Raw genomic sequence first — 21,203 nt, forward strand, 5'->3', positions numbered from 1 at the left:
AGCGCACGACCGGTACCGCAGAGCAGCTTCCCCGCCGGGACCGACGCCCCGCACCCCCCGGATGGGGCAGGATATGGCCCGATGGATACCGGGCACAGGAGTTCACTCAGGTCACGCTGCGCGAGGGCCGTCCGGGCCCACGCCCCGGCACTCGTCGGTCTCTCGCACAGTATCCACGCCGAGCCCGAGCTGGCCTTCGCCGAGCACGAGAGCGTCCGCAAGATCACGACGGTGCTCGCCGACGAGGGTTTCGAGGTGCGTGGCCCCGTCGCGGGGCTGGACACGGCGTTCACCGCGAGCTTCGGGCACGGCGACCTCGTCGTCGGGCTGTGCGCCGAGTACGACGCCCTGCCCGAGGTCGGGCACGCCTGCGGGCACAACGTGATCGCGGCGGCGGCAGTCGGGGCGGCGCTCGGCCTCCGGGACGTCGCCGACGAGCTCGGCATCACCGTCCTCGTCATCGGTACCCCCGCTGAGGAGGTCGGAGGGGGCAAGGTGTTGATGCTGGAGCGGGGCGTCTTCGACCCGGTCGCCCTGGCGTTGATGGTGCACCCGGGACCCGAGGAGACGGTGACCCGCCCCAGTCGGGCCATCGCGGACCTGGAGGTGCGCTACACGGGACGGGAGTCGCACGCGTCCTCGGCTCCCGAGCGCGGGATCAACGCCGCGGACGCCCTCACCGTCGCGCAGGTCGCCATCGGGCTCGCTCGTCAGCATCTGGAACCCGGCCAGCAGGTCCACGGTATCGTGACGCACGGCGGTGCGGCGCCCAACATCGTGCCCGCCAGGACCTCCGCGGTGTTCAACCTGAGGGCACCAGAGGTGGAATCGCTGGCTCGTCTGAGCGGTCGTATCGAGGACTGCCTCCGGGCCGGTGCCGTCGCGACCGGGGCTGGGTACGAGACCTCCGAGATCTCCCCGGTGTACGCGGAGCTGCGTCCGGACGACTGGCTGGCGGAGGCGTACCGCGAGGCCGTCGTCGACCTGGGCCGAGCCCCGCTGAGCCCGGCCGAGGAGCGATCCCGGGTCTCGGGGAGCACCGACATGGGCAACGTCACCCACGTCGTGCCAGGGATCCACCCGACCCTGGCCCTCGACTGCGGGGACGCGGTGAACCACCAGCCGGAGTTCGCGGCGGCCTGCGTCTCGCCGTCCGCGGACCAGGCGGTGCTGGACGGAGCGGTCGCGATGGCGTGGACCGCGGTGGCCGCCGCCACCGACAGCGAACAACGGACAAGGCTGCTTGCCGACGTGGCGGGTCGGGCTGCCGCTTCGAGGAAAGTCGCCGCGACAGGAGGTGCGGCATGACTGTGGTGGATTCGGGTCATGAGATGACGGGAACGAACACCAGGACCGCCCAGGCGAGGCCGTCGAGGACGGACCCCGGCACCAGGGGCCAGCCGGCGGCGCGCGGTGCTTTCGCACCGGGCCACGCGCCGCTCGGCGAGCCGATTGGACCAGGGACCGACTCGGGCAGCACCATGACGGCTGTGGCGGACATCGGCGCCGGACGCGGGCCGGACTGGCTGGACTCCTGGCTGGGCCGGCACGGTGCGGACGTGGTGGCGTGGCGGCGGGCGATCCACGCCAACCCGGAACTGTCCCGGCACGAGACGAACACGACCGCCTTCCTCGTCGAACGCCTCACCGCCGCCGGCCTGCGCCCCAGGGTGCTGCCGGGCGGTACCGGTCTGATCTGCGACATCGGCAGCGGACGGCACTGCGTGGCACTCCGAGCCGACCTCGACGCGCTACCGCTGGCCGAGGCGACCGGCCTGCCGTTCGCCTCCGAGAACGAGGGGATCTCCCACGCCTGCGGCCACGACGCCCACACCACCGCCCTGCTCGGGGCGGCGCTGGCCCTGGCCAACGCGCCGTCCCTGCCCGGGCGGGTGCGCCTGATCTTCCAACCCGCGGAGGAGGTCATGCCCGGCGGCGCGCTGGACGTGGTGGCGGCGGGCGGGCTGGACGACGTGGACGAGATCTTCGGCCTGCACTGCGACCCCCGACTGGAGGTGGGCAGGGTCGGGCTGCGGGTCGGCGCGATCACCTCCGCGGCCGACCTGCTCGAACTGCGGTTGACCTCGCCCGGCGGTCACACCTCGCGTCCCCACCTGACGGCCGACCTGGTGCACGCGCTGGGCACGGTGATCACCGGGCTGCCCACCCTCCTGTCACGGCGCATCGACCCCCGGTCGGCCACCGTGCTGGTCTGGGGGGCGGTGCACGCCGGCAAGGCACCGAACGCGGTGCCGCAGGACGGCGTGCTGCGCGGGACCCTGCGGACGGGTGACCGCGACGTGTGGGCCGCGCTGGAGCCCATGGTGCGGGACCTGGTCGGCGCGCTGCTCGCGCCGACCGGGGTGACCTACGAACTCCGCCACCAGCGCGGCGTCCCGCCGGTGGTCAACGACGAGGACAGCACCCGGGTCCTGGACGCGGCCGTCCGGGCCGCCCTGGGTGAGGGCGCGGTGTCCACCACCCAGCAGTCCTCCGGCGGTGAGGACTTCGGTTGGTACCTGGAGCACGTCCCCGGGTCCTTCGCCAGGCTGGGCGTGTGGCCGGGGGTAGGCCCCCAGCGGGATCTGCACCAGCCGACGTTCGACCTCGACGAACGGGCCCTGCTGGTCGGCGTCCGCGTCCTCGTGCACGCGGCGCTGACGGCCATGACGGACTAGCGGGGCACGGGCGGGCGCACCGGGCGGTCCCCGGTGCGCGCTGGCCCCGCTCCGGTGCGTCCGGGGTGACCACCCGGGCGCATGCGTCCGGTCACGTCGGGGCTCGGCCCGCGCGAGCGCGGGGTGGGGCGGCGGTCCTCGCCGCGCAGGGGACGTGCTCCGCCGCCCGCCCGACGGGCGGTCACACCGCCCCCCGCCGGTCCCGGGCCGGTGCGACCGAGGGGATCAGGGGCCGAGACCGGTGCAGGGTCTCGTGCGGATCTCGTTGGCGTACTCCCCGGGAGCCCCGGCCGCCTCGGCGGCGTCGGCCACCACCCCCAGGTAGCGCGCGGAGGGCAGTCCCCCCTCGTAGGCGTCCAGCACGTAGAACCAGGCCAGGACCGAACGGTTCAGGGTGTCCACGCGCAGCCGGATCTTCTTGTGCAGCCCCAGTTCGCAACCCTCCCACCGGTCGAGGTTGCGCTCGTCCTCGGGCGTGACGTCGTAGAGCACCACGAAGACCTGGGAGCCAGGGTCCTCGACGATGGTGGCCAGCGCGCCCTCCCAGCCGATGTCCTCCCCACCGAAGGTGAGCCGCCAGCCCACGAGCCAGCCGGTGTCCGCCAGCGGCGAGTGCGGAGCCCGTTCCAACATCTGGGCTGGATCCATGTTGGAGGCGTACGCGGCGTAGAGCGGCACCCTGACAGGGTAGCCGTTCGGTGTGGGCACGCTGTCGGGCGCGGGCGTTGATCCGATGCCAGGATCGTGCTAGCGGCAGGGCCCGGACCAGGGCCATCGTTCGCCACGCCGGTGGACAGCGTACGGTTGCGGAGTTCGACGAATGTTCGCTTTTCTACGAAGGAGGACCTGGTGACCCGCGTCGTGATCATGGGGGGCGGCCCGGCCAGCTGGGAAGCGGCCTTGGTCGCAGCACAGCATGACGCAGAGGTCACGGTGGTCACCCAGGACAGCCTCGGTGGCGCGTGCGTGCTGTACGACTGCGTGCCGTCGAAGACCTTCATCGTCTCCGCCGCCGCCCGTTCCGCGGCGAAGAGCGCGGGCGAACTCGGCATCAACACCGGCGAGGGCCATGCCGACGTCGATCTCCCGGTGGTGCACGGCCGGGTCAAGGGGCTCGCCCTCGCCCAGTCCGCCGACCTGGAGACCCGCCTGCGCCGGGACAACGTGCGGGTGGTGCGCGGCTACGCCCGCTTCACCGACGAGCACCCCGGGCTGGCCACCCACCGCGTCGCGGTGGAGACGGAGGACGGCCAGGACGAGGTGCTGGAAGCCGACGTCGTGCTGATCGCCACCGGGGCCACGCCCCGCGTCCTCCCGGGAGCCGAACCCGACGGGGAGCGCATCCTCACCTGGCGGCAGATCTACGACCTCCCGGAACTCCCCGAACACCTGGTCGTCATCGGATCCGGTGTCACCGGCGTCGAGTTCGCCTCCGCCTACACCGAGATGGGCGTCAAGGTCACGATGGTGTCCAGCAGGGACCGCGTGCTCCCGCACGAGGACGCGGACGCCTCGGCCGTCCTGGAGGACGTGTTCGCGGAGCGCGGCACCGAGGTCGTGAAGCACGCCAGGGCGGAGCGGGTGGAACGCGTCGACGGCGGTGTCCGGGTGCACCTCCAGGACGGGCGTGTCGTCGAGGGCAGCCACGCCCTGATGACCGTCGGTTCGGTGCCCAACACCACCGACATCGGCCTGGAACGCGTGGGCATCACCCCGGGACGCGGCGGTTTCATCCCCGTCGACCGGGTCTCGCGGACCTCGGTGTCCAACGTCTACGCCGCCGGTGACTGCACCGGTGTCCTCCTGCTCGCCTCGGTCGCCGCGATGCAGGGCAGGACCGCCATGTGGCACGCCCTGGGCGGGGGCGTCCAGCCGCTGCGGCTGAAGACGGTGGCCGCCAACGTCTTCACCAACCCCGAGATCGCCACCGTCGGCATCGGTACCGGCGCCATCAACTCGGGTGAGGTGCCGGCGAGGAGCGTGATGCTCCCGCTGGCGACGAATCCGCGAGCGAAGATGGAGGGGCTGCGCCGCGGGTTCATCAAGTTGTTCTGCCGGCCGGCGACCGGGGTGGTCATCGGCGGGGTCGTCGTCGCCCCGTCCGCGAGTGAGCTGATCCTGCCGATCGCGATGGCGGTGCAGAACCAGCTCACCGTGGACGACCTCGCCTACACCTTCTCGGTGTACCCGTCGCTCTCCGGCTCCATCACCGAGGTGGGCCGGCAGCTGATGCGGCCCGCCGACGACCTGAACTGAGCCTGGGTCTCACTCCTCGTCGCCGCCGGCCCAGTCGAAGGTCCTGGTGACGGCCTTCTTCCACTCCCGGTAGCGGGCCTCCCTGGTCTGCTCGGCCAGCGAGGGGTCCCACTGGGTGTCCTGGATCCAGTTGCGCCGGATGTCGTCCTCGCTGTCCCAGAAGCCCACGGCCAGACCAGCGGCGTACGCGGCGCCCAGCGCCGTCGTCTCGTTCACCTTGGGTCGGATGACGGGCACACCGAGGATGTCGGCCTGGAACTGCATCAGCAGTTCGTTGACGACCATCCCGCCGTCGACCTTGAGGGACTTGAGCGCGACACCGGAGTCGGCGTTCATCGCGTCGATGACCTCGCGGGTCTGGAAGGCGGTGGCCTCCAGCACGGCTCGGGCCAGGTGCCCCTTGTTGACGAACCGCGTCAACCCCACGATCGCGCCCCGGGCGTCGGAGCGCCAGTAGGGCGCGAAGAGGCCGGAGAAGGCGGGCACGAAGTAGGCGCCGCCGCTGTCCGGCACGGTCGAGGCGAGCCGTTCGACCTCCGGAGCGGAGCCGATGAGCCCCAGGTTGTCCCGCAGCCACTGGACCAGCGAGCCGGTGACGGCGATCGAGCCCTCCAGGGCGTAGACGGTGTCCCGCTCACCCAGTTTGTAGCAGACGGTGGTCAGCAGCCCGTTCTGGCTCATCACCTTGTCGGTGCCGGTGTTGAGCAGGACGAAGTTGCCGGTCCCGTAGGTGTTCTTCGCCTCGCCGGGGGAGAGGCACGCCTGACCGAAGGTCGCCGCCTGCTGGTCGCCGAGGATGCCCGCGATCGGCAGCCCGTTCAGCGCTCCCCGCTGGCTGATGCGCCCGTACTCCTCGGAGGATGAGCGGATCTCCGGGAGCATCGACAGCGGGACACCCAGCTCGCCGGCGATCTCCTCGTTCCAGCTCAGGCTCTCCAGGTCCATCATGAGCGTGCGGGACGCGTTGGTCGGGTCGGTGACGTGGAGGCCGCCGTCCGGGCCGCCGGTGAGGTGCCACAGCACCCAGGTGTCCATGTTGCCGAACAGCAGGTCGCCAGCCTCGGCCCGCGCCCTGGCACCCTCGACGTTGTCGAGGATCCACCGGATCTTCGGCCCCGAGAAGTAGGTGGCCAACGGCAGTCCGGTCCGTTCCCGGTACCGCTCCTGGCCGCCGCCGAGCCGCCCCAGCTCCTCGATGATCCGATCGGTGCGGGTGTCCTGCCAGACGATCGCGTTGTAGACGGGACGACCGGTCCGGCGGTCCCAGACGACCGTGGTCTCCCGCTGGTTGGTGATGCCCACGGCGGCGATGTCCGAGGCGACGAGGTCCCCGTTGGCCAGCGCGCCAGCGCACACCTGCCGGGTGTTGCGCCAGATCTCCTCCGGGTCGTGCTCCACCCACCCGGCCCTGGGGAAGATCTGTTCGTGTTCCCGCTGGTCGACGGCGACCACCGCTCCGGAGTGGTCGAACACCATGCACCGGGTCGACGTGGTGCCCTGGTCGATCGCGGCTACGTAGTTGGCCATGCCTCGCGTGCCTCCTCGTGGTTCCGGCCGTTCGAGAGTCGTGGTGCCCGGGGCACCGTCGCCACGTCACGTCGGGACGCGACCGTCGTCCTGGTCATGCCCCTCGGGTGGTCGGGCCACACCTCGGGCGGGCGCTGGGGTCAGATCGGCAGCGCCAGGTACAGCAGGGCCGCGAGCGACGCGCCCACCAGCGGACCGACGACCGGCACCCAGGAGTAGCCCCACTCCGGGCTGCCCTTCCCCCTGATCGGCAGCACCGCGTAGGCGATGCGGGGTCCGAGGTCCCTGGCGGGGTTGATGGCGTACCCGGTCGGCCCGCCGAGGGAGGCGCCGATCCCGATCACCAGGAAGGCGACGCCGGCGTAACCGAGGGCCGAGTTGCCCAGGACCGGGACGCTGCCGGTCCCCACCTCCGCACCCGGGCTGAGCAGGATCCACATCAGCAGCACGAAGGTGCCGATCACCTCGGTGACGGTGTTCCACGGCCGGTTCTCCACCGCCGGCTGGGTGGAGAAGATCCCCAGGGTCCCCTTCGGGTCGTCGTGGGTGTCGAACTGGAGCTTGTAGGCGGCCCAGGCGATCACCGCGCCCAGGAAGGCGCCGATGAGCTGGGCCACGACGTAGACCGGCACGACCGACCACGGTGTGTTGCCCGCGATCGCCTGGCCGAGGGTCACCGCCGGGTTGATGTGGCCGCCGGATGGGTCGGCGATGCTCGCTCCAGCGAAGACGGCGAAACCCCAGCCGATCGCGATGAGCAGCCAGCCCCCCTCGCGGCCCTTGGACCGGCGGAGCACGACGTTCGCCACTACCCCGGCACCCAGGATGATCAACACCGCCGTGCCAAGCAGCTCCCAGATGAAGATCTCGCCATTGCTGATCGGATCCATCGGTGGCCTCCCCGCGTCGGCAACAGTATGGGTCGGTGGTCAGGCCTTCGCACCCGTGCCGGGCCGGGCGACGGTGCCGCAACCTGTGGGTGCACGGGAGGTTACTGTGCGGTAGCGGAAGTGTCCACACTCAACGATCATGGGTGCTGTCGGTCGCGGTGAGCGGCCCGAACGGGCACAGTAGGTGCACGGCATGGTGGATGAGCCCACTCGTGGGCTCATCCGATCGGAGTAGCGTTGACGGAGTCCCGACGTGGACGCCCTGACAGCGGAGGAGGCGGATCCGGTGGCAGACGAACACGGTGCGCACCAGCGGGGCGGGGGGCCCGGCCGTCGGCCGTCCGACGCCCAGGCCGTGGTGCCGCCCGGCGCGTTGAGCCCGGCGGAGCGTGACCGCAGCTGGTCGCGCCTCGGTGACGAGGACTTCGACGTCGTCGTCATCGGTGGCGGGGTCACCGGCGCCGGGGTCGCGCTCGACGCGGCGACCCGGGGGCTGCGGGTGGCGCTCGTCGAGGCCCGGGACCTCGCCTCCGGCACCTCGAGCAGGTCGAGCAAGCTCTTCCACGGCGGTCTCCGGTACCTGGAGCAGCTGGAGTTCGGCCTGGTGCGCGAGGCGCTGCGGGAACGGGAGCTCATGCTCACCCGGCTCGCCCCGCACCTGGTCAAACCGGTCAGCTTCCTCTACCCGCTGAGCCACCGCGTGTGGGAACGGCCCTACACGGCGGCCGGCCTGCTCCTGTACGACACCATGGGCGGCGCGCGGTCGGTTCCCGGGCAGAAGCACCTCACCAGGGCTGGAGCGCTCCGCCTGTTCCCCGCGCTGCGGCGGGACGCGCTCATCGGCGGGATCCGCTACTACGACGCCCAGTCGGACGACGCCCGGCACACGATGACCCTGGCCAGGACCGCCGCGCAGTACGGCGCCGTGGTGCGGACCTCCACCCAGGTCACCGGTTTCGTCCGGGAGGCCGACCGGGTGGCCGGCGTGCACGTCCGCGATGTCGAGTCGGGAGCCGAGACCTCGGTCACCGCGAACGTCGTGATCAACTGCGCCGGTGTGTGGACCGACGAGCTCCAGCGCCTCTCCGGCAGCCGGGGCCGGTTCCGCGTGGAGGCCAGCAAGGGCGTGCACATCGTCGTCCCCCGGGACCGGATCGTCGCCGAGTCCGGCCTGATCCTGCGCACCGAGAAGTCGGTGCTCTTCGTCATCCCGTGGCGCAACCACTGGATCATCGGCACGACCGACACCGAGTGGAACCTCGACCTGGCCCACCCGGCCGCGACCCGGGCGGACATCGACTACATCCTGGAACACGTCAACTCGGTGCTGGCGACCCCGCTGACCCACGACGACATCGAGGGCGTGTACGCCGGTCTGCGCCCGCTCCTCGCGGGGGAGAGCGAGGACACCTCGAAACTCTCCAGGGAACACGCCGTCGCCAGGCCCGCTCCTGGTCTGATCGCGATCGCGGGCGGGAAGTACACCACCTACCGCGTGATGGCGGCCGACGCCGTCGACGCGGCGGCGGCCGACCTGCCGAACCGCATCCCGGCCTCCATCACCGACAAGGTCCCGCTGTTGGGCGCCGACGGGTACCACGCGTTGGTCAACCAGGCGGACCAGCTCGCCGCACGGCACGGGCTGCACCCCTACCGCGTCCGGCACCTCCTGGACCGTTACGGCTCGCTGGTGCACCAGGTCCTCGCGGAGGCGGCCGACGACCCCGAACTGCTCAAACCCGTCCCTGGGTCGCCCGACTACCTCCAGGTCGAGATCGTCTACGCCGCCAGCCACGAGGGCGCGCTGCACCTGGAGGACGTGCTCACCAGGCGCACCCGGATCTCCATCGAGTACCCGCACCGGGGGGTGGAGTCCGCGGAGGCGGCGGCCCGGCTGATGGGCCGCGTCCTGGGCTGGGACGACGAGACCGCGCGGGAGGAGGTCCGCGTCTACGTCGCGCGGGTCGAGGCCGAGCGGGACTCGCAGACCGAGCCGGACGACCAGACGGCGGACGCCAGGAGGGCGGCCGCTCCCGAGGCCAGGCCACGACTGGAGGCCACCGCCTGACGGTCCCGCCGCCCCGGCCCCGTCACGGCGTGGACCAGGGGGCACCGACCACGTGCCCGTCCGAGGGCAGTCCGGCGGCGGCCTGTCCTCGGACCTCGGACAGCATGTCCTCGACGTGCTGGACCAGGCGGCGGGAGTCCACCGGCGACACCACCGACCAACTGGAGCCGTCGGGAGCTCCCCGTCGGGTCTGGAGGTACCGGCCCTTGGGGGTGTCGAAGAAGGCGATGACGCGGTCGAGCCGTCGCCGGCTGCCCCAGCTGTCCCGGCGGGCCACCCCGAACTGGCCTCGGTCCCCCGCCTCCCGGACCATCTCGGCGAGGGTGCGGGCGTCCTCCTCCCGCACCCCGCCGCCGCACAGGGCGGTGCGCAGGGCGTCAGCCGAACCGCCGGCCCGGGCGGCCGCGCTGTCCAGTTGCTCGGCCCGCAGGGTCACGGAGTGACCCGGCCCGGCGGGGCGGGCGGGTGCGGTGCCGACGGCGGCCCTGGCGAGGCCGCTCCCCTCCACCGCGCGCAGGGTCACTCGCTTGTGCTCGAGGACCGCCAACGCCCCTCGGCCCCTGGTGGCCGCGGCGAGGACCCGGACCCTGCGTTCCCCGAGCCAGAGCCGGCCGTCGACCTCCACGTCGGGTCGTTCCAGGCGGCGCAGCAACGAGCGCAGCTCCCCGTGGACGGCGCCGGGGCAGCCGAGGCCGCGCTGTCCGAGGTCCCGCCACGCCGCCTCCTCCAACCAGGACCGTTCCTCGAACGTCCGGCCCGGCGAGTCCACCCTGATCACCAGTGGCTGGTCACCGAGCCCCAGGTGCTGCCACAGCACGTCGAACTCCAGCGCGCTCAGCGCGAACGGATCGTCGGAGTGCCGGGCGAACACGTCGAGTAAGGCCATCAGGCGGTGCCTCCGCCGATCACGGGCGCGGCGACCCGGTGGTCGCGGCCGTAGAGGTCGACGGTCTCGGTGGCGCTGGGGTCGCTCGGGGGGACGTGGGAGTCGGGCTCGCGTCCCGTGTTCGGGGTCGGGGCACCGGGCCGCACGGGGAGCCGGGGGAGGTGGGCCGGGCGGCGCGCGGTCGCGCCGCCGGGCTCCCGGAACGACGACGGTGTCCCCTGGGGGGCCGGGCGCGCGGGCCGGGCGCCCGGCCCCGGCGTCCGCAGGGAGAGCAGGGGCCGCCCCGGGGCAGTCCCGTCCCCCCGGACCAGGTCGGGGGCCTGCACGACCACCTCGGGTGGCGGGCGGAACGTCGCCAGCATCGTCGTGGCACTCGCCGTGCTCACCTCGTAGGTGGTCATCACCTCGAACGCCCGGGACTCCGCGTCCCGCCGCGCCGACTCCTGCTCCTCGTAGTCGGACTGGCCGCCGAACAGGGCGCGGAGGTTGTCCAGCAGCCCGGGTTCCTCGGCGGTGACCTGGACCGGCGGGGGCATGTCCGCGCGGGCCTTGCTGACGTTCTCCGCCTGCGCCTCGGCGGCCTTGCGCATCAGGTCGGCCAGGTCCCTGGCCTCCCGCGCCCAGTCCCGCAGCGGTCCGAGGCCGTTCCGCGCGCTCTCCGCGGCCGCGCCCTGCCAGGAGGTGGTGGAGCGGAGCAGCGCCTCGCGGACGTCCTCGTCGATCTCGCCCAACGCGTTCGCCATCGCGGCCCACCGATCGCCGGCGGTGTGGGAGGCGTCCGCGCCGGGGCCGGAGTGGAGCTGTTCGTACAGCTCCTCGTGCGTGTAACCGTTCCAGCGGTGCTCGCCGCTCATGTTCAGCACCCCCACGGGTAGATCAGCAGTACGTGTCCCAGGTAGCGGAGTTGTCCCCCTCGATGACCTGGTACTGCTCGTTGGCCATCCGGAGGGAACCGGCGGCGGACTGGAGTTGGTCGCGATACCCGCACAACGCCTCGAACGCCGCCGCACTGCTGCCGAAGGAACGTTCGTTGAAGCGCTCCGCGGCGTTCTGGCTGACCGGGTCGCCGGCCCACGGAATGATCCTGAGGTCGTTGAAGGCGTGTTCGATCTGCGGACCGAGCTGGTCGAGCGCGTGCTGGAGTGAACTGATGAGTTCCGGAATCGCCTGCGGCTCGATTTCCAGGTGGTCCCCACCGCCCGGAACCGTCGCGTCCTCCCCGGAGGGCGGCGGTCCGGAGTGGCCAGTGGGACCGGGCCCGTCGTCGGGACTGTGGCTGGATGGCACGACAACCTCCCTACCTGCGACCGTGCTGAAGCTTAGCCCGCCGTGATGACGTTGTGGAGTTACCCGATCGCGGACAGTGCGTCATTCAGTAAAACAGTCGGCTGCCCGGAACCCAATTCCCGCTGACGAGTGAAGGATGAGTTCGGTGTGTAGCGGGCCTGCTCCGTGCAGGGGGTTCGTACTGACGTGATCCGGCGAAGCTAACCCGATGGTGGAGCAGTTTCGTGTTCCTCCGCCGCGACACCGGACCGTTCGCGCAGATTCGCGGTGACGATTTCCGCCACCCGCTCGGCCCCGGCGCAGAGCTGGTCGAGACCGGGAGGTGGGCTCGCTCCGTCGTCCCGGTAGAGGACGTCGAGGAACTGCCCCTCCGCGACGTCGACCTCGACGTTGCAGACGCCCTCCTGCCCGGGGGTCCGCACCACGAGCGCCGGGAAACCGGCTGACGAGACGTGGTCCACCTCGACCTGCGCGGTGTCGTCCGTCCACACCCCGACACCCTCGATGGTGACCAGCGCGAGGCGGGCTCCCACCAGGTTCTGCGCGCTCCGCAGGCTGCACGTCGCGGCCTCGCCGAAGCCGTTCTCCACCCCGGGGACCGGAGGGCGGTCGATGCCCAGTTGGATCCGGTCCTCCCGGCCGAGCAGCGCACACGGGTCGACGCCGTCGAGCGGCATCTCGGCGGGGCGTGGCGGCGGTGGGGGGACCGACGGGGAGGGCAGTGGGGCCAGCAGGTGCGACGGTGGCTCCCGGAGGGCGGCACGGCCACCGGCCTCCGCCACACAGCCAGTCGTGAGCAGGACGGCGGCGACGGAGCCGACCAGCCGTCGTCCGGAGGTGAACCCGCGCATGGCCGTACCGTAACCCACGGAGCGGATGGAGTCAGCTACGCACGGTGCCGCCGGCTGGGAGCCGGTCCGGTTCCGGCCGCCGAACCGGTGGCGGTGATGCACCAGGGGAGTGCGCGCGCGGCACCCGCCTCGTCGCACCAGGACGGGCTGGTCGGCCGGCCCCGTCGGAACCCGATGGCCTCCGCGAGGGCGTCGGCCTCCGCCGTGGGTCGTATCCACAGCAGACCGAGTTCGAGGCCCGCGAACGCGAAACCGACCACGGCGGTGAGCGCTCCGCGCGACACGTCCGGGTCCGAGGCGCCGGGCCCGGTCCACCACCGCAGCTCGGCGGAAGCCGTCGCCGAGGAGCGATCCGCCCGGGCGGGAACCAGGATCACCTCGGCGAGCAACGCCCCGCTGGTCGGCTCGGCCACCGCCCACGAGATCAGCTCGTCGCGGCGGCCCTGCTCGTGGCGGCGGGACACGTAGGCCCCCGCGCCGTCACCGTCGAGGGGGGAACCGATCCCCATCACCGCTCGGGCCACGGGGTCGCCCGAAGCCGCGACCAGCGCCGGGCGGTCGTCGAGCCCACCGTCCGCGCGCAGCGACCGCAGGTAGGCCACGCCAGCGTTGATCTCCACCTCGTCCACGGGAGGAGGGTAGGGCCGGGCGGTGCTCCGCGCGGACCCGCCACCACGGCAGGGGGCCGAGGGCCGCTCCACGAGGGCGGTCGCGCGGGCCGCGCGGTTCTCCGGGATCCCCGCCGGAGCTCACCACCGGGGCGGGTGCGGGGGGTGCCCTGGCGAGCCAGCGGGGGGAGCGCTCCAACCCGGATGGGCGGCACCCGGCGCGCCAGGCGCCGGGTGGCCGGGGTGCCAACCGGGCGGGGTGGCCGGGGCGGCTGGCGGGTCGAAGGACGGGGCCGGACCAGCGGCGCCGTGCGGCGGACCGGCCGGGGAGCTGGGGGCGCCGGCGATGCCCGGCGGCGGAAGCGGCGCGGCGGGCGGCGGCCCCGACGAGGTTCCCGGGGTGCGCGGTGTGTGGTAGCCGTCCCCACCGTCGTTCCACACGAACTGGGGAACCCGTTCCAGGAAGTCCACCAGGTAGTCCAGCATCGACGTGGCGCGCGGCAGGTCCAGCGTCCCGCTCTCCCAGGTCACCAGGTCGACGTTCTCGAAGCGCAGCGGGAACCGGACGGCCCGCGCGTCGGCCAACATCCACTCCATCGTGCGCGGGTGCAGGACGTCGTAGGCGAACTTGTCGTCCACCGTGTTGATCCGGAAGGTGCGGTTGAAGTCCTCGCTCTCCAACCGCAGGTCGTGCCCGCCGAAGAGGTTCAGCAGCCGGTGTCCGAAGTGTTCCCGGCCGATCTGCAGGGAGGGCCACGGGATGCGGCGTTCCGCCGAGGCGCAGGCCACCAGGTTGGTGATGGTCACGGTGCGCCGGTTCTTCCCCGAGCCCCGCTTCTCCTTGTAGACGTACTGGAACGCCGCGACGCGCCAACCCCGGTGGCGTCCGACGAGGACGTGCCTCGCCGCGCGCCCGAAGCCCCTGTTGAACGGCGGCCCCTGGAACCTCCCGACCCAGCGTTGGTCGTCGGGCTGGTAGACCCAGCCGTGCTGGGCTGCCCAGGCGCTCAGCTCGGCCGCCAGTCGGCGGTCGCGTCGTCGCTGGACGATCGCCGCGATCGCGCTTCCGACGGCCACCAGCGCCATGATCACGAGCTGCGGCATCCCGGGCTCCCCTCGTCACCGGCCGGACGACGATCTCCGTCCGCCGTATCCCCCGACCGGTGGGTACCAACGGCTTCGGCACGGCGTCAAGCGGAACGGGGGAATCAGGGGGTGTCGGGTGACGGCCGTCGCGGACGCGGGCCGGGGCGGGGAGGCGAGCGAGGAACCGGGCGGAGGCCCTTCGGGGGCCGGACGCGAGCCGGGAGCGGGTCCCGCCTCAGCGACGGGGTCGCAGCACCAGGGTCACCACCAGGGGGAGCAGCAGGACCACCGGGTTGCGCACGACGAAGGCGATCGCCAGGCCGGCGACCCAGCAGAACCCGATCGTGGACACGGTCCCGAAGTCGAGGGTCCCGCCGTGGCGCCGCGGTTCCACATCGCCCCGTGGACGGGGTGGCGGGCGTAGGAACTCGGGACGGGGTTCCGGCAGGTCCACGAAGAGCCTGGCGAGGTCCCCGCGCGTCACGGCGGAGGACGCCCGCGCGGCGCGGTCCCCGTAGTCCTCCGCCCCCAGGCGCCCGGCACTGAGGTGTTCACCGAGCAGCCGCACCGCCTCGGCTCGTTCGGCGTCCCCGATCCGGACGTCTGGTGACGGGAAGTCCTCCACGAACGCCGATGTTACGTTCGCCGGCGCGGTGGAGCGGACGTCGCCCCGCGCCCGTCGCCGTGGCGGCCCGGGCGACGGGACGACGTGCCACCGGTCAGTCGAGGTCGCTGGTGAACCCGTGGAGGGGATGCGCCAGCTCGTCCAGGCGGTTCCGCAGGGCCGTCGCCGGTTCTCCTGCCGGCGTGCTGAGCAGCTCGACGACCCAGTCCGCGTCCTCGGCGTCGTCCTCGCCGGCCAGCAGCTCGCGGTGCACGGTCGCTGGTCGCCAGCCCTCCTCGGCCAGGCCGTCCGCCAGCAGCTCGGCGTCGGCGCGGTCGGGCAGGACCACCAGGACCCCGCCGGTCAGTCCTTGATCTCGCACAGCACGGTGCCCTGGCTGACGGTGTCGCCGGCGCTGGTCGTCAGCCCGGTGATCGTCCCCGCCCGATGCGCGGTGACCGGGTTCTCCATCTTCATGGCCTCGAGGACCGCGACCAGGTCGCCGGCCGAGACCTGGTCGCCGTCGGCGACCGCGAGTTTGACGACGGTCCCCTGCATGGGGGCGGTGACCGCGTCCCCCGACACGGCGACGGTCCGACCACCACCACGGCGACGCGGCGCCGGTTTCGTCGCGGCGGCACCCGAACCACGGCCGGGCCCGGCCGTGAGACCAGCCGGGAGGGACACCTCGAGCCGGCGACCACCGACCTCGACGACCACCGACTCCCTCGGCTCGTCCTCGCCCGCCGAGGCGCCTCCGGAGGTGAAGGGCTCGATCGTGTTGTCGAACTCCGTCTCGATCCACCGGGTGTGCACGGCGAAGCCGTCCTCGGCGGTGAAGGCCGGGTCACGCACCACCGCGCGGTGGAAGGGGAGCACGGTCGCCATCCCCTCGACCTCGAACTCGTCCAGCGCGCGACGGGCCCTGGCGAGTGCCTCCGCCCTGGTCCGACCGGTGACGACGAGCTTGGCCAGCAGCGAGTCGAACTGCCCGCCGATGACGCTGCCGGACTCGACGCCGGCGTCGACCCGGACACCGGGTCCGCTCGGGGGCACGAACCGGGTCACGGTGCCGGGAGCGGGGAGGAAGTTCCGCCCAGCGTCCTCGCCGTTGATCCGGAACTCGATCGAGTGGCCGTGTGGCACCGGGTCGGCGGCGAGCTCGAGCGGCAGGCCCTCGGCGATCCGGAACTGCTCCAGGACGAGGTCGATGCCGGTGGTCTCCTCGCTCACCGGGTGCTCCACCTGGAGGCGGGTGTTGACCTCGAGGAAGGAGATCGTGCCGTCCGTGCCGACCAGGAACTCCACGGTTCCCGCACCGTGGTACCCGGCCTCGAGGCAGATCGCCCTGGCGGCCTCGTGGATGGTGGAGTGCTGCTCCTCGGTCAGGAAGGGCGCGGGCGCCTCCTCGACGAGCTTCTGGTGGCGGCGCTGGAGCGAGCAGTCCCGGGTGCCGACCACCACGACGCGGCCGTGCTGGTCCGCGAGGACCTGGGCCTCGACGTGGCGCGGCCGGTCGAGGTAGCGCTCCACGAAGCACTCGCCCCGGCCGAAGGCCGCCTCGGCCTCCCGGACGGCGCTGTCGAACAGCTCGGGGATCTCCTCGAGGGTCCTGGCGACCTTGAGACCACGACCGCCACCGCCGAAGGCCGCCTTGATGGCGACGGGCAGGCCGTGTTCGGTCGCGAAGGCCACGACCTCCTCGGGCCCGGAGACCGGGTCCTTGGTGCCTGGCACCAGCGGCGCGCCGGCCTTCGTCGCGAGGTGCCGGGCGGTGACCTTGTCCCCCAGGTCCCGGATCGCCTGCGGCGTCGGGCCGATCCAGGTCAAGCCGGCCTTGGTCACGGCCTCGGCGAAGTCGGCGTTCTCGGAGAGGAAACCGTAGCCGGGGTGGACCGCGTCGGCGCCGCTGCGCTCGGCGGCGTCCAGCAGCTTGTCGACGGACAGGTAGCTGTCGGCCGCGGTGTCCCCGCCGAGGGCGAAGGCCTCGTCCGCCAACCGGACGAACGGAGCGTCCCGATCCGGGTCGGCGTACACCGCCACGCTGCTCAGACCGGCGTCCCGGCAGGCCCGGATCACCCTGACGGCGATCTCGCCGCGATTGGCGATCAGCACCTTGCGTAGGGGACGGATCTCGACACTCGACCCGGTTCCGGTGCCGTGTTCGGCTGCCAACTCGGGCACGCTCAACCTCCTCGCCTGGCACGTCGTCGCCGACGGCCGGCCCGACCAAAGTTTGCTGGGGCCCTGGCCGTCGCCGTTACGGCGAGTGGCGGACCGAAGGACGCGTCCGGGCACAAAACCCCTGATCGATGCTCGCTGCCCGGAGGGGCGATCGGTCATGGCGAAGCCCTACCAAAGGCGGGGCCCGTTTCTGTCGCTGCCCGACAGCTCCCCGGGTGGCACGGGCCCGAACGGTCCGCCGAACGCGAACCGGATCACCCATTTGGCGATGGATGATCCGGTTCACGGGTGGCCGTTCGGTGCTCAGCCCGTTGCCGGGGAGCGCCCCTCACCGGCTGGTACCGGGGATTGCCCGCTGGACGACCCCCCGTCGTGGGCACCGGCCGGCGCGGTCTCCTCGGCCAGCGGCGGTGCGGTGGGGTCGAGCAGTGAGCTGTCCCGGGAGAGCAGGGTCTCCCGGTCGAGAAGCCCCTCGCTCCGGGCGACGAGGACCGGGACGACGATCTGACCGGCGACGTTGGTCGCGGTCCTGATCATGTCCAGGATCGGGTCGATGGCGAACACCAGGGCGACCCCCTCCAACGGCAGGCCGACGGTGCTCAGGGTCAGGGTGAGCATCGTGAACCACCCCGTCACGCCGGCCGTCGCCGACGAGCCGACCACCGCGACGAGGACGATGAGCAGGTAGTCCGTGGGGGTGAGCGTCACACCGTAGAACTGGGCGATGAAGATGGTCGCGATGGCCGGGTAGATGGCGGCGCACCCGTCCATCTTGGTGGTCACGCCCAGGGGCACCGCGAAGCTCGCGTACCGCGAGTCCACGCCGAGGTTGACCGCGGTCCGGGTGCTCAGCGGGAGCGTCGCCCCGGAGGAACGGGAGACGAACGCGAACTGGAGGACGGGCCAGGCCTTCCGGAAGAACAACAGCGGGCTGACCCCGGCGACCAGTCGGAGCAGCAGCGGGTAGACGGCGAGCAGCACGACGAAGCACGCGACGTAGACGGAGACGCCGAGGCGCAGCAGGGGGGCCAGGGTCTCCCCGACGCCGTAGGTGGCGACGGCGCGGCCGATGAGCCCGAGGACGCCGAGCGGCGCGAGCAGCACCAGCCACCACAGCACCTTCTGCACGATCTCCAACGCGGACCGGTTGAAGGCGATGAAGGGAGCGGCCTTGTCCTTCAGCGCGTAGGCGGCGATGCCGGTGACCACGGAGATCACGACCACCTGGAGCACCGCTCCGTCGGCGAACGCGGCGAAGAGGTTGTTCGGGACCAGGCCCGTCAGGAAGTCCAGCCAGGAACCGGGCTGCCGCTCGGCCAGCGACTCCACCGTCTCGGGATCGGGCTGGATCGCGACGCCCTCCCCCGGGCGGCTGAGCAGGCCGGTCGCCAGTCCGATGAGCACCGCGATGAGCGAGGTGGCGGCGAACCACAGCAGGGTCTTCCCGCCGAGGCGGGCGACCGCTCCCGGGCCCCGCCCGAGGTCGCGGAGGTTCGCGATGCTCACGACGATCGCCGTGAAGATCAGCGGGACCACGGTCACCTGCAACGCGCTCACGTAGGAGGAACCGAGGGTGGCCAGGGTGGTGGTCAGCCAGTCCCACTCGAGGGACCTGGCGGCCAGGCCGAGCAACAGGCCGAGCAACAGGGCGGCGAGCACCTGGATGGCGAGGCTGGGACGGAGGGATCTGCGGCGGACGGTCGCCTCGGACATGGGAGGACTCCTGGACGAGTGCGGGCGGTCGGGTGCTGAGTCGGATCAGCGACCCGGACAGGTGGCACTCGCCAACCGGCAGTAGTCGACGTGGCGACGGCGGGTCAGCAGGGGAGTCCTGTATCGGCTTCGCATAGCGGGGGCTGTAACCCGATCGTGTGAAGATCTCTTCCCGTTCCGCGCCGATTGTGGTTGCGGTCACCGCCGTCCGACACCGCCGCTCGGACCAGCGGGGCATGAGTTCTCCATCACCCGGTCGTGGCCGCGCGGGCGTTCACGCCGTCCGCCCCCACCTCGCCCGGGCGTGACGGCCAGGGCCGCGAACGACATCCAGGGGGGCCGGAACGGGCCTCGACCCCATCGGACAGCGGTCGGGCACGTGGCGGAGCCGCCCTCGATCCGGGCACGCGGCGGAGCGCGGGCACCCGGTGCTCACGGCTGGCGGGGGAGGGGTGGATCCGGTCGGAGGCGGGGACGGGGCTGGCAGGCCGGCGACGGGGCACCACGGCCGGTGGTGACAGCCCCCGCCGTCAGCCTCCGAGACGGGCGTCGGGGGGCGGGGCCGGCCGTCGGGCGGCCCGCGAACCGGTGCCGACGACCGTCGTCACCGGGCGCCGGCGGAGCCGGTCACCGCCTCGGAGACGCGGGTGCTCGCCGACCACAACATCCACTCCAGCGGCCCCCGGCGGAACACCAGCGACCACCCGACCGCCACCACGGCCGTGATCAACACGAACAACCCCAGCGCCGGCCACCGGTCGCCCTCGTCGAGGGGATGCGCGGCGGCCAGCGCGACCAGGTGGGCGCCGTAGACGGTCAGCGGCATCGACCCGATCGCCCGGAGGGGGGTGAGTGCCGCCGCGACCACCCCCCACCGGCAGAGCAGGAGACACCCGCCCAGCACCAGCAGACCGACTCCGGTCGCCCCCACGACCTCGAAGGGAGTTCCCGAATGCGGGGAGGAGACCAGCAGCCACGCGGGGTCGGCGCTGGGCACGGTGCCGAGCATGCCCCACTGGACGAGCTGGTCGAGACGGGCGGCGAACTCCTCGGTCGGCGGCGTGCCCAACCCGTACTGGTCGAGGAGGAGTCCACGCAGCCGGTCCGCGTTCCCCGAGGCCGATATCCAGACCGACAGCCCGTACCCGGCCACCGCCAGGCCCGCCCCGACCAGCGACAGCGTCCTGGCGACCCGGGTGGAGGAGAGGTCCAGCCGCCCCACCGCGACGCCGGCGAGCACGAACGGCATCCACGTCAGCGCCGGGTAGGACCCGGTGACCAGCAGCGCGGGCAGCCCGTCGGGATTCGACCACTCCAGTGACTCGAACACGTGGTACTCGTACGGCTGGTCGCTGGGCGCCCACCGGGACCGCAGCCAGAAGGACACCAACGGTCCGAGGACGGCCCAGGCGGCCGCGACCGCCCAGAGCGCGGCCGGTCGGAGCCAGAGCAGCGGCAGGGCCAGCGCGAAGTACACGGCGTAGTAGCAGAGGATCACCAGCACCGGGGTGCCCAGCGCGCCCAGCACCAGGCCGATCAGGAACAGCAGCAGGGCTCGGACGGCGAGCCTGACGACGACGGCACCGCGGTCCCCACCCGCCGCGGGGGTGCGGCCGCCGCTGAGCAGGGCGAGCGAGACGCCCGCGAGCAGGGCGAACAGCGCCGCGGACCGGCCGTGGAACACCTCGAGCACCACGGCGCCCTCCGCGCCGTCCCTGGGGTGCGGGCCGATGTGCGCGGCGAACATCCCCAACACCGCGAGGGCGCGCGCCACGTCGAGACCGAGAACCCGCGACGTGGGGCCGCTGGCCCTCGCCCGGCGTTCGCCGGTCAGCTCCACAGCGCCACCACGTCGACCCCGGCGGCGGCGAGGAGTTTCCTGGTCAGGGGCAGGCTGATCCCGACGACGTTCGACGGGTCCCCCTCCACACCCTCCACGAACCACCCGCCGCGACCGTCGAGGGTGAAGGCCCCGGCGACCTGGAGCGGTTCGCCCGTGGCCAGGTAGGCCTCCAACTCGGCCTCGGTCGGCTCACCGAACCGGACCGTGGTCCCCGCGATGCCCTCCAGCGACTGGACCCGCCGACCGTGTTCGACGCGCACCACCGCGTGGCCCGTCAACAGCTCGGCGCTGCTCCCGGACAGGGACTTCCACCGTTCCCTCGCGCGCTCGACCGAACCGGGCTTGCCCACGGCCGTCACGCCGTCCGGACCCGTCACCGCCAGCATCGAGTCACAGGCGACGACGACGGAATCCGGGTGCTCCGAGGCGATCTCGGAGGCGACCGCGTCCGCCTTCGCCCTGGCCAGCTCCACGACGACCCGAGCCGGGTCCGGCCGGGACATCCCCGCGATGAGCGCGTCCTCGTCGACGCCGGAGACCCGGACCACCGGATCGACACCGGCGGCCCGCAGCACACTGCGTCGGGCGGGTGAGGCCGAGGCGAGAATCAGCTGCACGGGTCGAGCGTAGAGGGGTGCCGCGACCCGCCAGGGCCAGGGGCGGCACCAACTCCGGGGGCGGGAACGGCGCCGGATCGCGATGCCCGGCCACCGTTCCCCGCG

Annotated in this window: 20 protein-coding genes; 4 read left to right on the forward strand and 16 right to left on the reverse strand. The window is 72.6% G+C overall.

Features of this window, described 5'->3' with window-relative positions; genetic code table 11:
• The first annotated feature begins 81 nt into the window (after positions 1 to 81).
• Positions 82 to 1,308, forward strand: coding sequence for a M20 family metallopeptidase (locus tag C1701_RS14380; protein ID WP_026419361.1), 1,227 nt, complete (start codon positions 82 to 84; stop codon positions 1,306 to 1,308).
• Between the two features lie 23 nt (positions 1,309 to 1,331).
• On the forward strand, positions 1,332 to 2,678 hold the full coding sequence (locus C1701_RS14385) for an amidohydrolase (protein ID WP_211237570.1): 1,347 nt from the start codon (positions 1,332 to 1,334) through the stop codon (positions 2,676 to 2,678).
• 225 nt (positions 2,679 to 2,903) lie between these two features.
• On the opposite strand, the gene C1701_RS14390 is transcribed toward C1701_RS14385, so the two are convergent.
• Positions 2,904 to 3,356: a gamma-glutamylcyclotransferase gene (locus tag C1701_RS14390; protein WP_026419359.1), complete on the reverse strand. Its 453-nt coding sequence runs from the start codon at positions 3,354 to 3,356 to the stop codon at positions 2,904 to 2,906.
• Between the two features lie 171 nt (positions 3,357 to 3,527).
• Here C1701_RS14390 and C1701_RS14395 point away from each other — a divergent pair, with 171 nt between their 5' ends.
• A complete protein-coding gene (locus C1701_RS14395) occupies positions 3,528 to 4,934 on the forward strand; it encodes an NAD(P)H-quinone dehydrogenase (protein WP_026419358.1) in 1,407 nt (468 codons plus the stop codon).
• A 9-nt stretch (positions 4,935 to 4,943) separates the two neighbouring features.
• On the opposite strand, the gene glpK is transcribed toward C1701_RS14395, so the two are convergent.
• Positions 4,944 to 6,461: a glycerol kinase GlpK gene (gene glpK / locus C1701_RS14400; protein ID WP_026419357.1), complete on the reverse strand. Its 1,518-nt coding sequence runs from the start codon at positions 6,459 to 6,461 to the stop codon at positions 4,944 to 4,946.
• Positions 6,462 to 6,601: 140 nt separating this feature from the next.
• Positions 6,602 to 7,351 (reverse strand): MIP/aquaporin family protein, encoded by a 750-nt coding sequence (locus C1701_RS14405; RefSeq protein WP_035292474.1) that lies wholly within the window; start codon positions 7,349 to 7,351, stop codon positions 6,602 to 6,604.
• Between the two features lie 358 nt (positions 7,352 to 7,709).
• On the opposite strand from C1701_RS14405, the gene C1701_RS14410 reads away from it, so the two are divergent.
• The gene (locus tag C1701_RS14410; RefSeq protein ID WP_035292553.1) at positions 7,710 to 9,419 is read left to right on the forward strand and encodes a glycerol-3-phosphate dehydrogenase/oxidase; all 1,710 of its coding nucleotides are present in this window, start codon (positions 7,710 to 7,712) and stop codon (positions 9,417 to 9,419) included.
• 22 nt (positions 9,420 to 9,441) lie between these two features.
• Here C1701_RS14410 and C1701_RS14415 read toward each other — a convergent pair whose 3' ends face one another.
• From C1701_RS14415 to C1701_RS14470, 13 genes are all read right to left on the reverse strand, one after another.
• Positions 9,442 to 10,305 carry an ESX secretion-associated protein EspG gene (locus tag C1701_RS14415; protein ID WP_026419354.1) on the reverse strand — a complete coding sequence of 288 codons (864 nt, stop codon included), beginning with the start codon at positions 10,303 to 10,305 and terminating at the stop codon, positions 9,442 to 9,444.
• Positions 10,305 to 11,159: a PPE domain-containing protein gene (locus C1701_RS14420; protein ID WP_155886191.1), complete on the reverse strand. Its 855-nt coding sequence runs from the start codon at positions 11,157 to 11,159 to the stop codon at positions 10,305 to 10,307. Before C1701_RS14420 ends, C1701_RS14415 begins: the two co-directional genes overlap by 1 nt.
• Positions 11,160 to 11,181: 22 nt before the next feature.
• Entirely contained in the window at positions 11,182 to 11,592 is a 411-nt protein-coding gene (locus C1701_RS14425) for a hypothetical protein (protein WP_026419353.1), read from the reverse strand.
• Positions 11,593 to 11,792: 200 nt separating this feature from the next.
• Positions 11,793 to 12,443, reverse strand: coding sequence for a DUF3558 domain-containing protein (locus C1701_RS14430; RefSeq protein ID WP_103056028.1), 651 nt, complete (start codon positions 12,441 to 12,443; stop codon positions 11,793 to 11,795).
• Positions 12,444 to 12,478: 35 nt separating this feature from the next.
• Positions 12,479 to 13,072: a GNAT family N-acetyltransferase gene (locus C1701_RS14435; RefSeq protein WP_051713298.1), complete on the reverse strand. Its 594-nt coding sequence runs from the start codon at positions 13,070 to 13,072 to the stop codon at positions 12,479 to 12,481.
• A 120-nt stretch (positions 13,073 to 13,192) separates the two neighbouring features.
• Positions 13,193 to 14,155, reverse strand: coding sequence for a hypothetical protein (locus C1701_RS14440; protein WP_051314097.1), 963 nt, complete (start codon positions 14,153 to 14,155; stop codon positions 13,193 to 13,195).
• Between the two features lie 217 nt (positions 14,156 to 14,372).
• Complete coding sequence (locus C1701_RS14445; protein WP_103056029.1) at positions 14,373 to 14,762, reverse strand: DUF1707 SHOCT-like domain-containing protein; 390 nt, start codon at positions 14,760 to 14,762, stop codon at positions 14,373 to 14,375.
• A gap of 94 nt (positions 14,763 to 14,856) precedes the next feature.
• Positions 14,857 to 15,123 carry a hypothetical protein gene (locus C1701_RS14450; RefSeq protein ID WP_030104805.1) on the reverse strand — a complete coding sequence of 89 codons (267 nt, stop codon included), beginning with the start codon at positions 15,121 to 15,123 and terminating at the stop codon, positions 14,857 to 14,859.
• On the reverse strand, positions 15,105 to 16,916 hold the full coding sequence (locus C1701_RS14455; RefSeq protein ID WP_248783799.1) for an acetyl/propionyl/methylcrotonyl-CoA carboxylase subunit alpha: 1,812 nt from the start codon (positions 16,914 to 16,916) through the stop codon (positions 15,105 to 15,107). Before C1701_RS14455 ends, C1701_RS14450 begins: the two co-directional genes overlap by 19 nt.
• Positions 16,917 to 17,228: 312 nt before the next feature.
• Positions 17,229 to 18,638: a dicarboxylate/amino acid:cation symporter gene (locus C1701_RS14460; RefSeq protein ID WP_103056030.1), complete on the reverse strand. Its 1,410-nt coding sequence runs from the start codon at positions 18,636 to 18,638 to the stop codon at positions 17,229 to 17,231.
• A 45-nt stretch (positions 18,639 to 18,683) separates the two neighbouring features.
• Positions 18,684 to 18,773, reverse strand: coding sequence for a putative leader peptide (locus tag C1701_RS28135; protein ID WP_372492994.1), 90 nt, complete (start codon positions 18,771 to 18,773; stop codon positions 18,684 to 18,686).
• Between the two features lie 469 nt (positions 18,774 to 19,242).
• Positions 19,243 to 20,478, reverse strand: coding sequence for a DUF418 domain-containing protein (locus tag C1701_RS14465; RefSeq protein ID WP_103056031.1), 1,236 nt, complete (start codon positions 20,476 to 20,478; stop codon positions 19,243 to 19,245).
• Positions 20,469 to 21,098: a Maf family protein gene (locus C1701_RS14470; RefSeq protein ID WP_026419348.1), complete on the reverse strand. Its 630-nt coding sequence runs from the start codon at positions 21,096 to 21,098 to the stop codon at positions 20,469 to 20,471. Before C1701_RS14470 ends, C1701_RS14465 begins: the two co-directional genes overlap by 10 nt.
• Positions 21,099 to 21,203 lie beyond the last annotated feature (105 nt).

This window comes from Actinoalloteichus sp. AHMU CJ021 (assembly GCF_002895405.1).
GTDB classification, from domain to species: Bacteria; Actinomycetota; Actinomycetes; order Mycobacteriales; family Pseudonocardiaceae; genus Actinoalloteichus_B; species Actinoalloteichus_B caeruleus.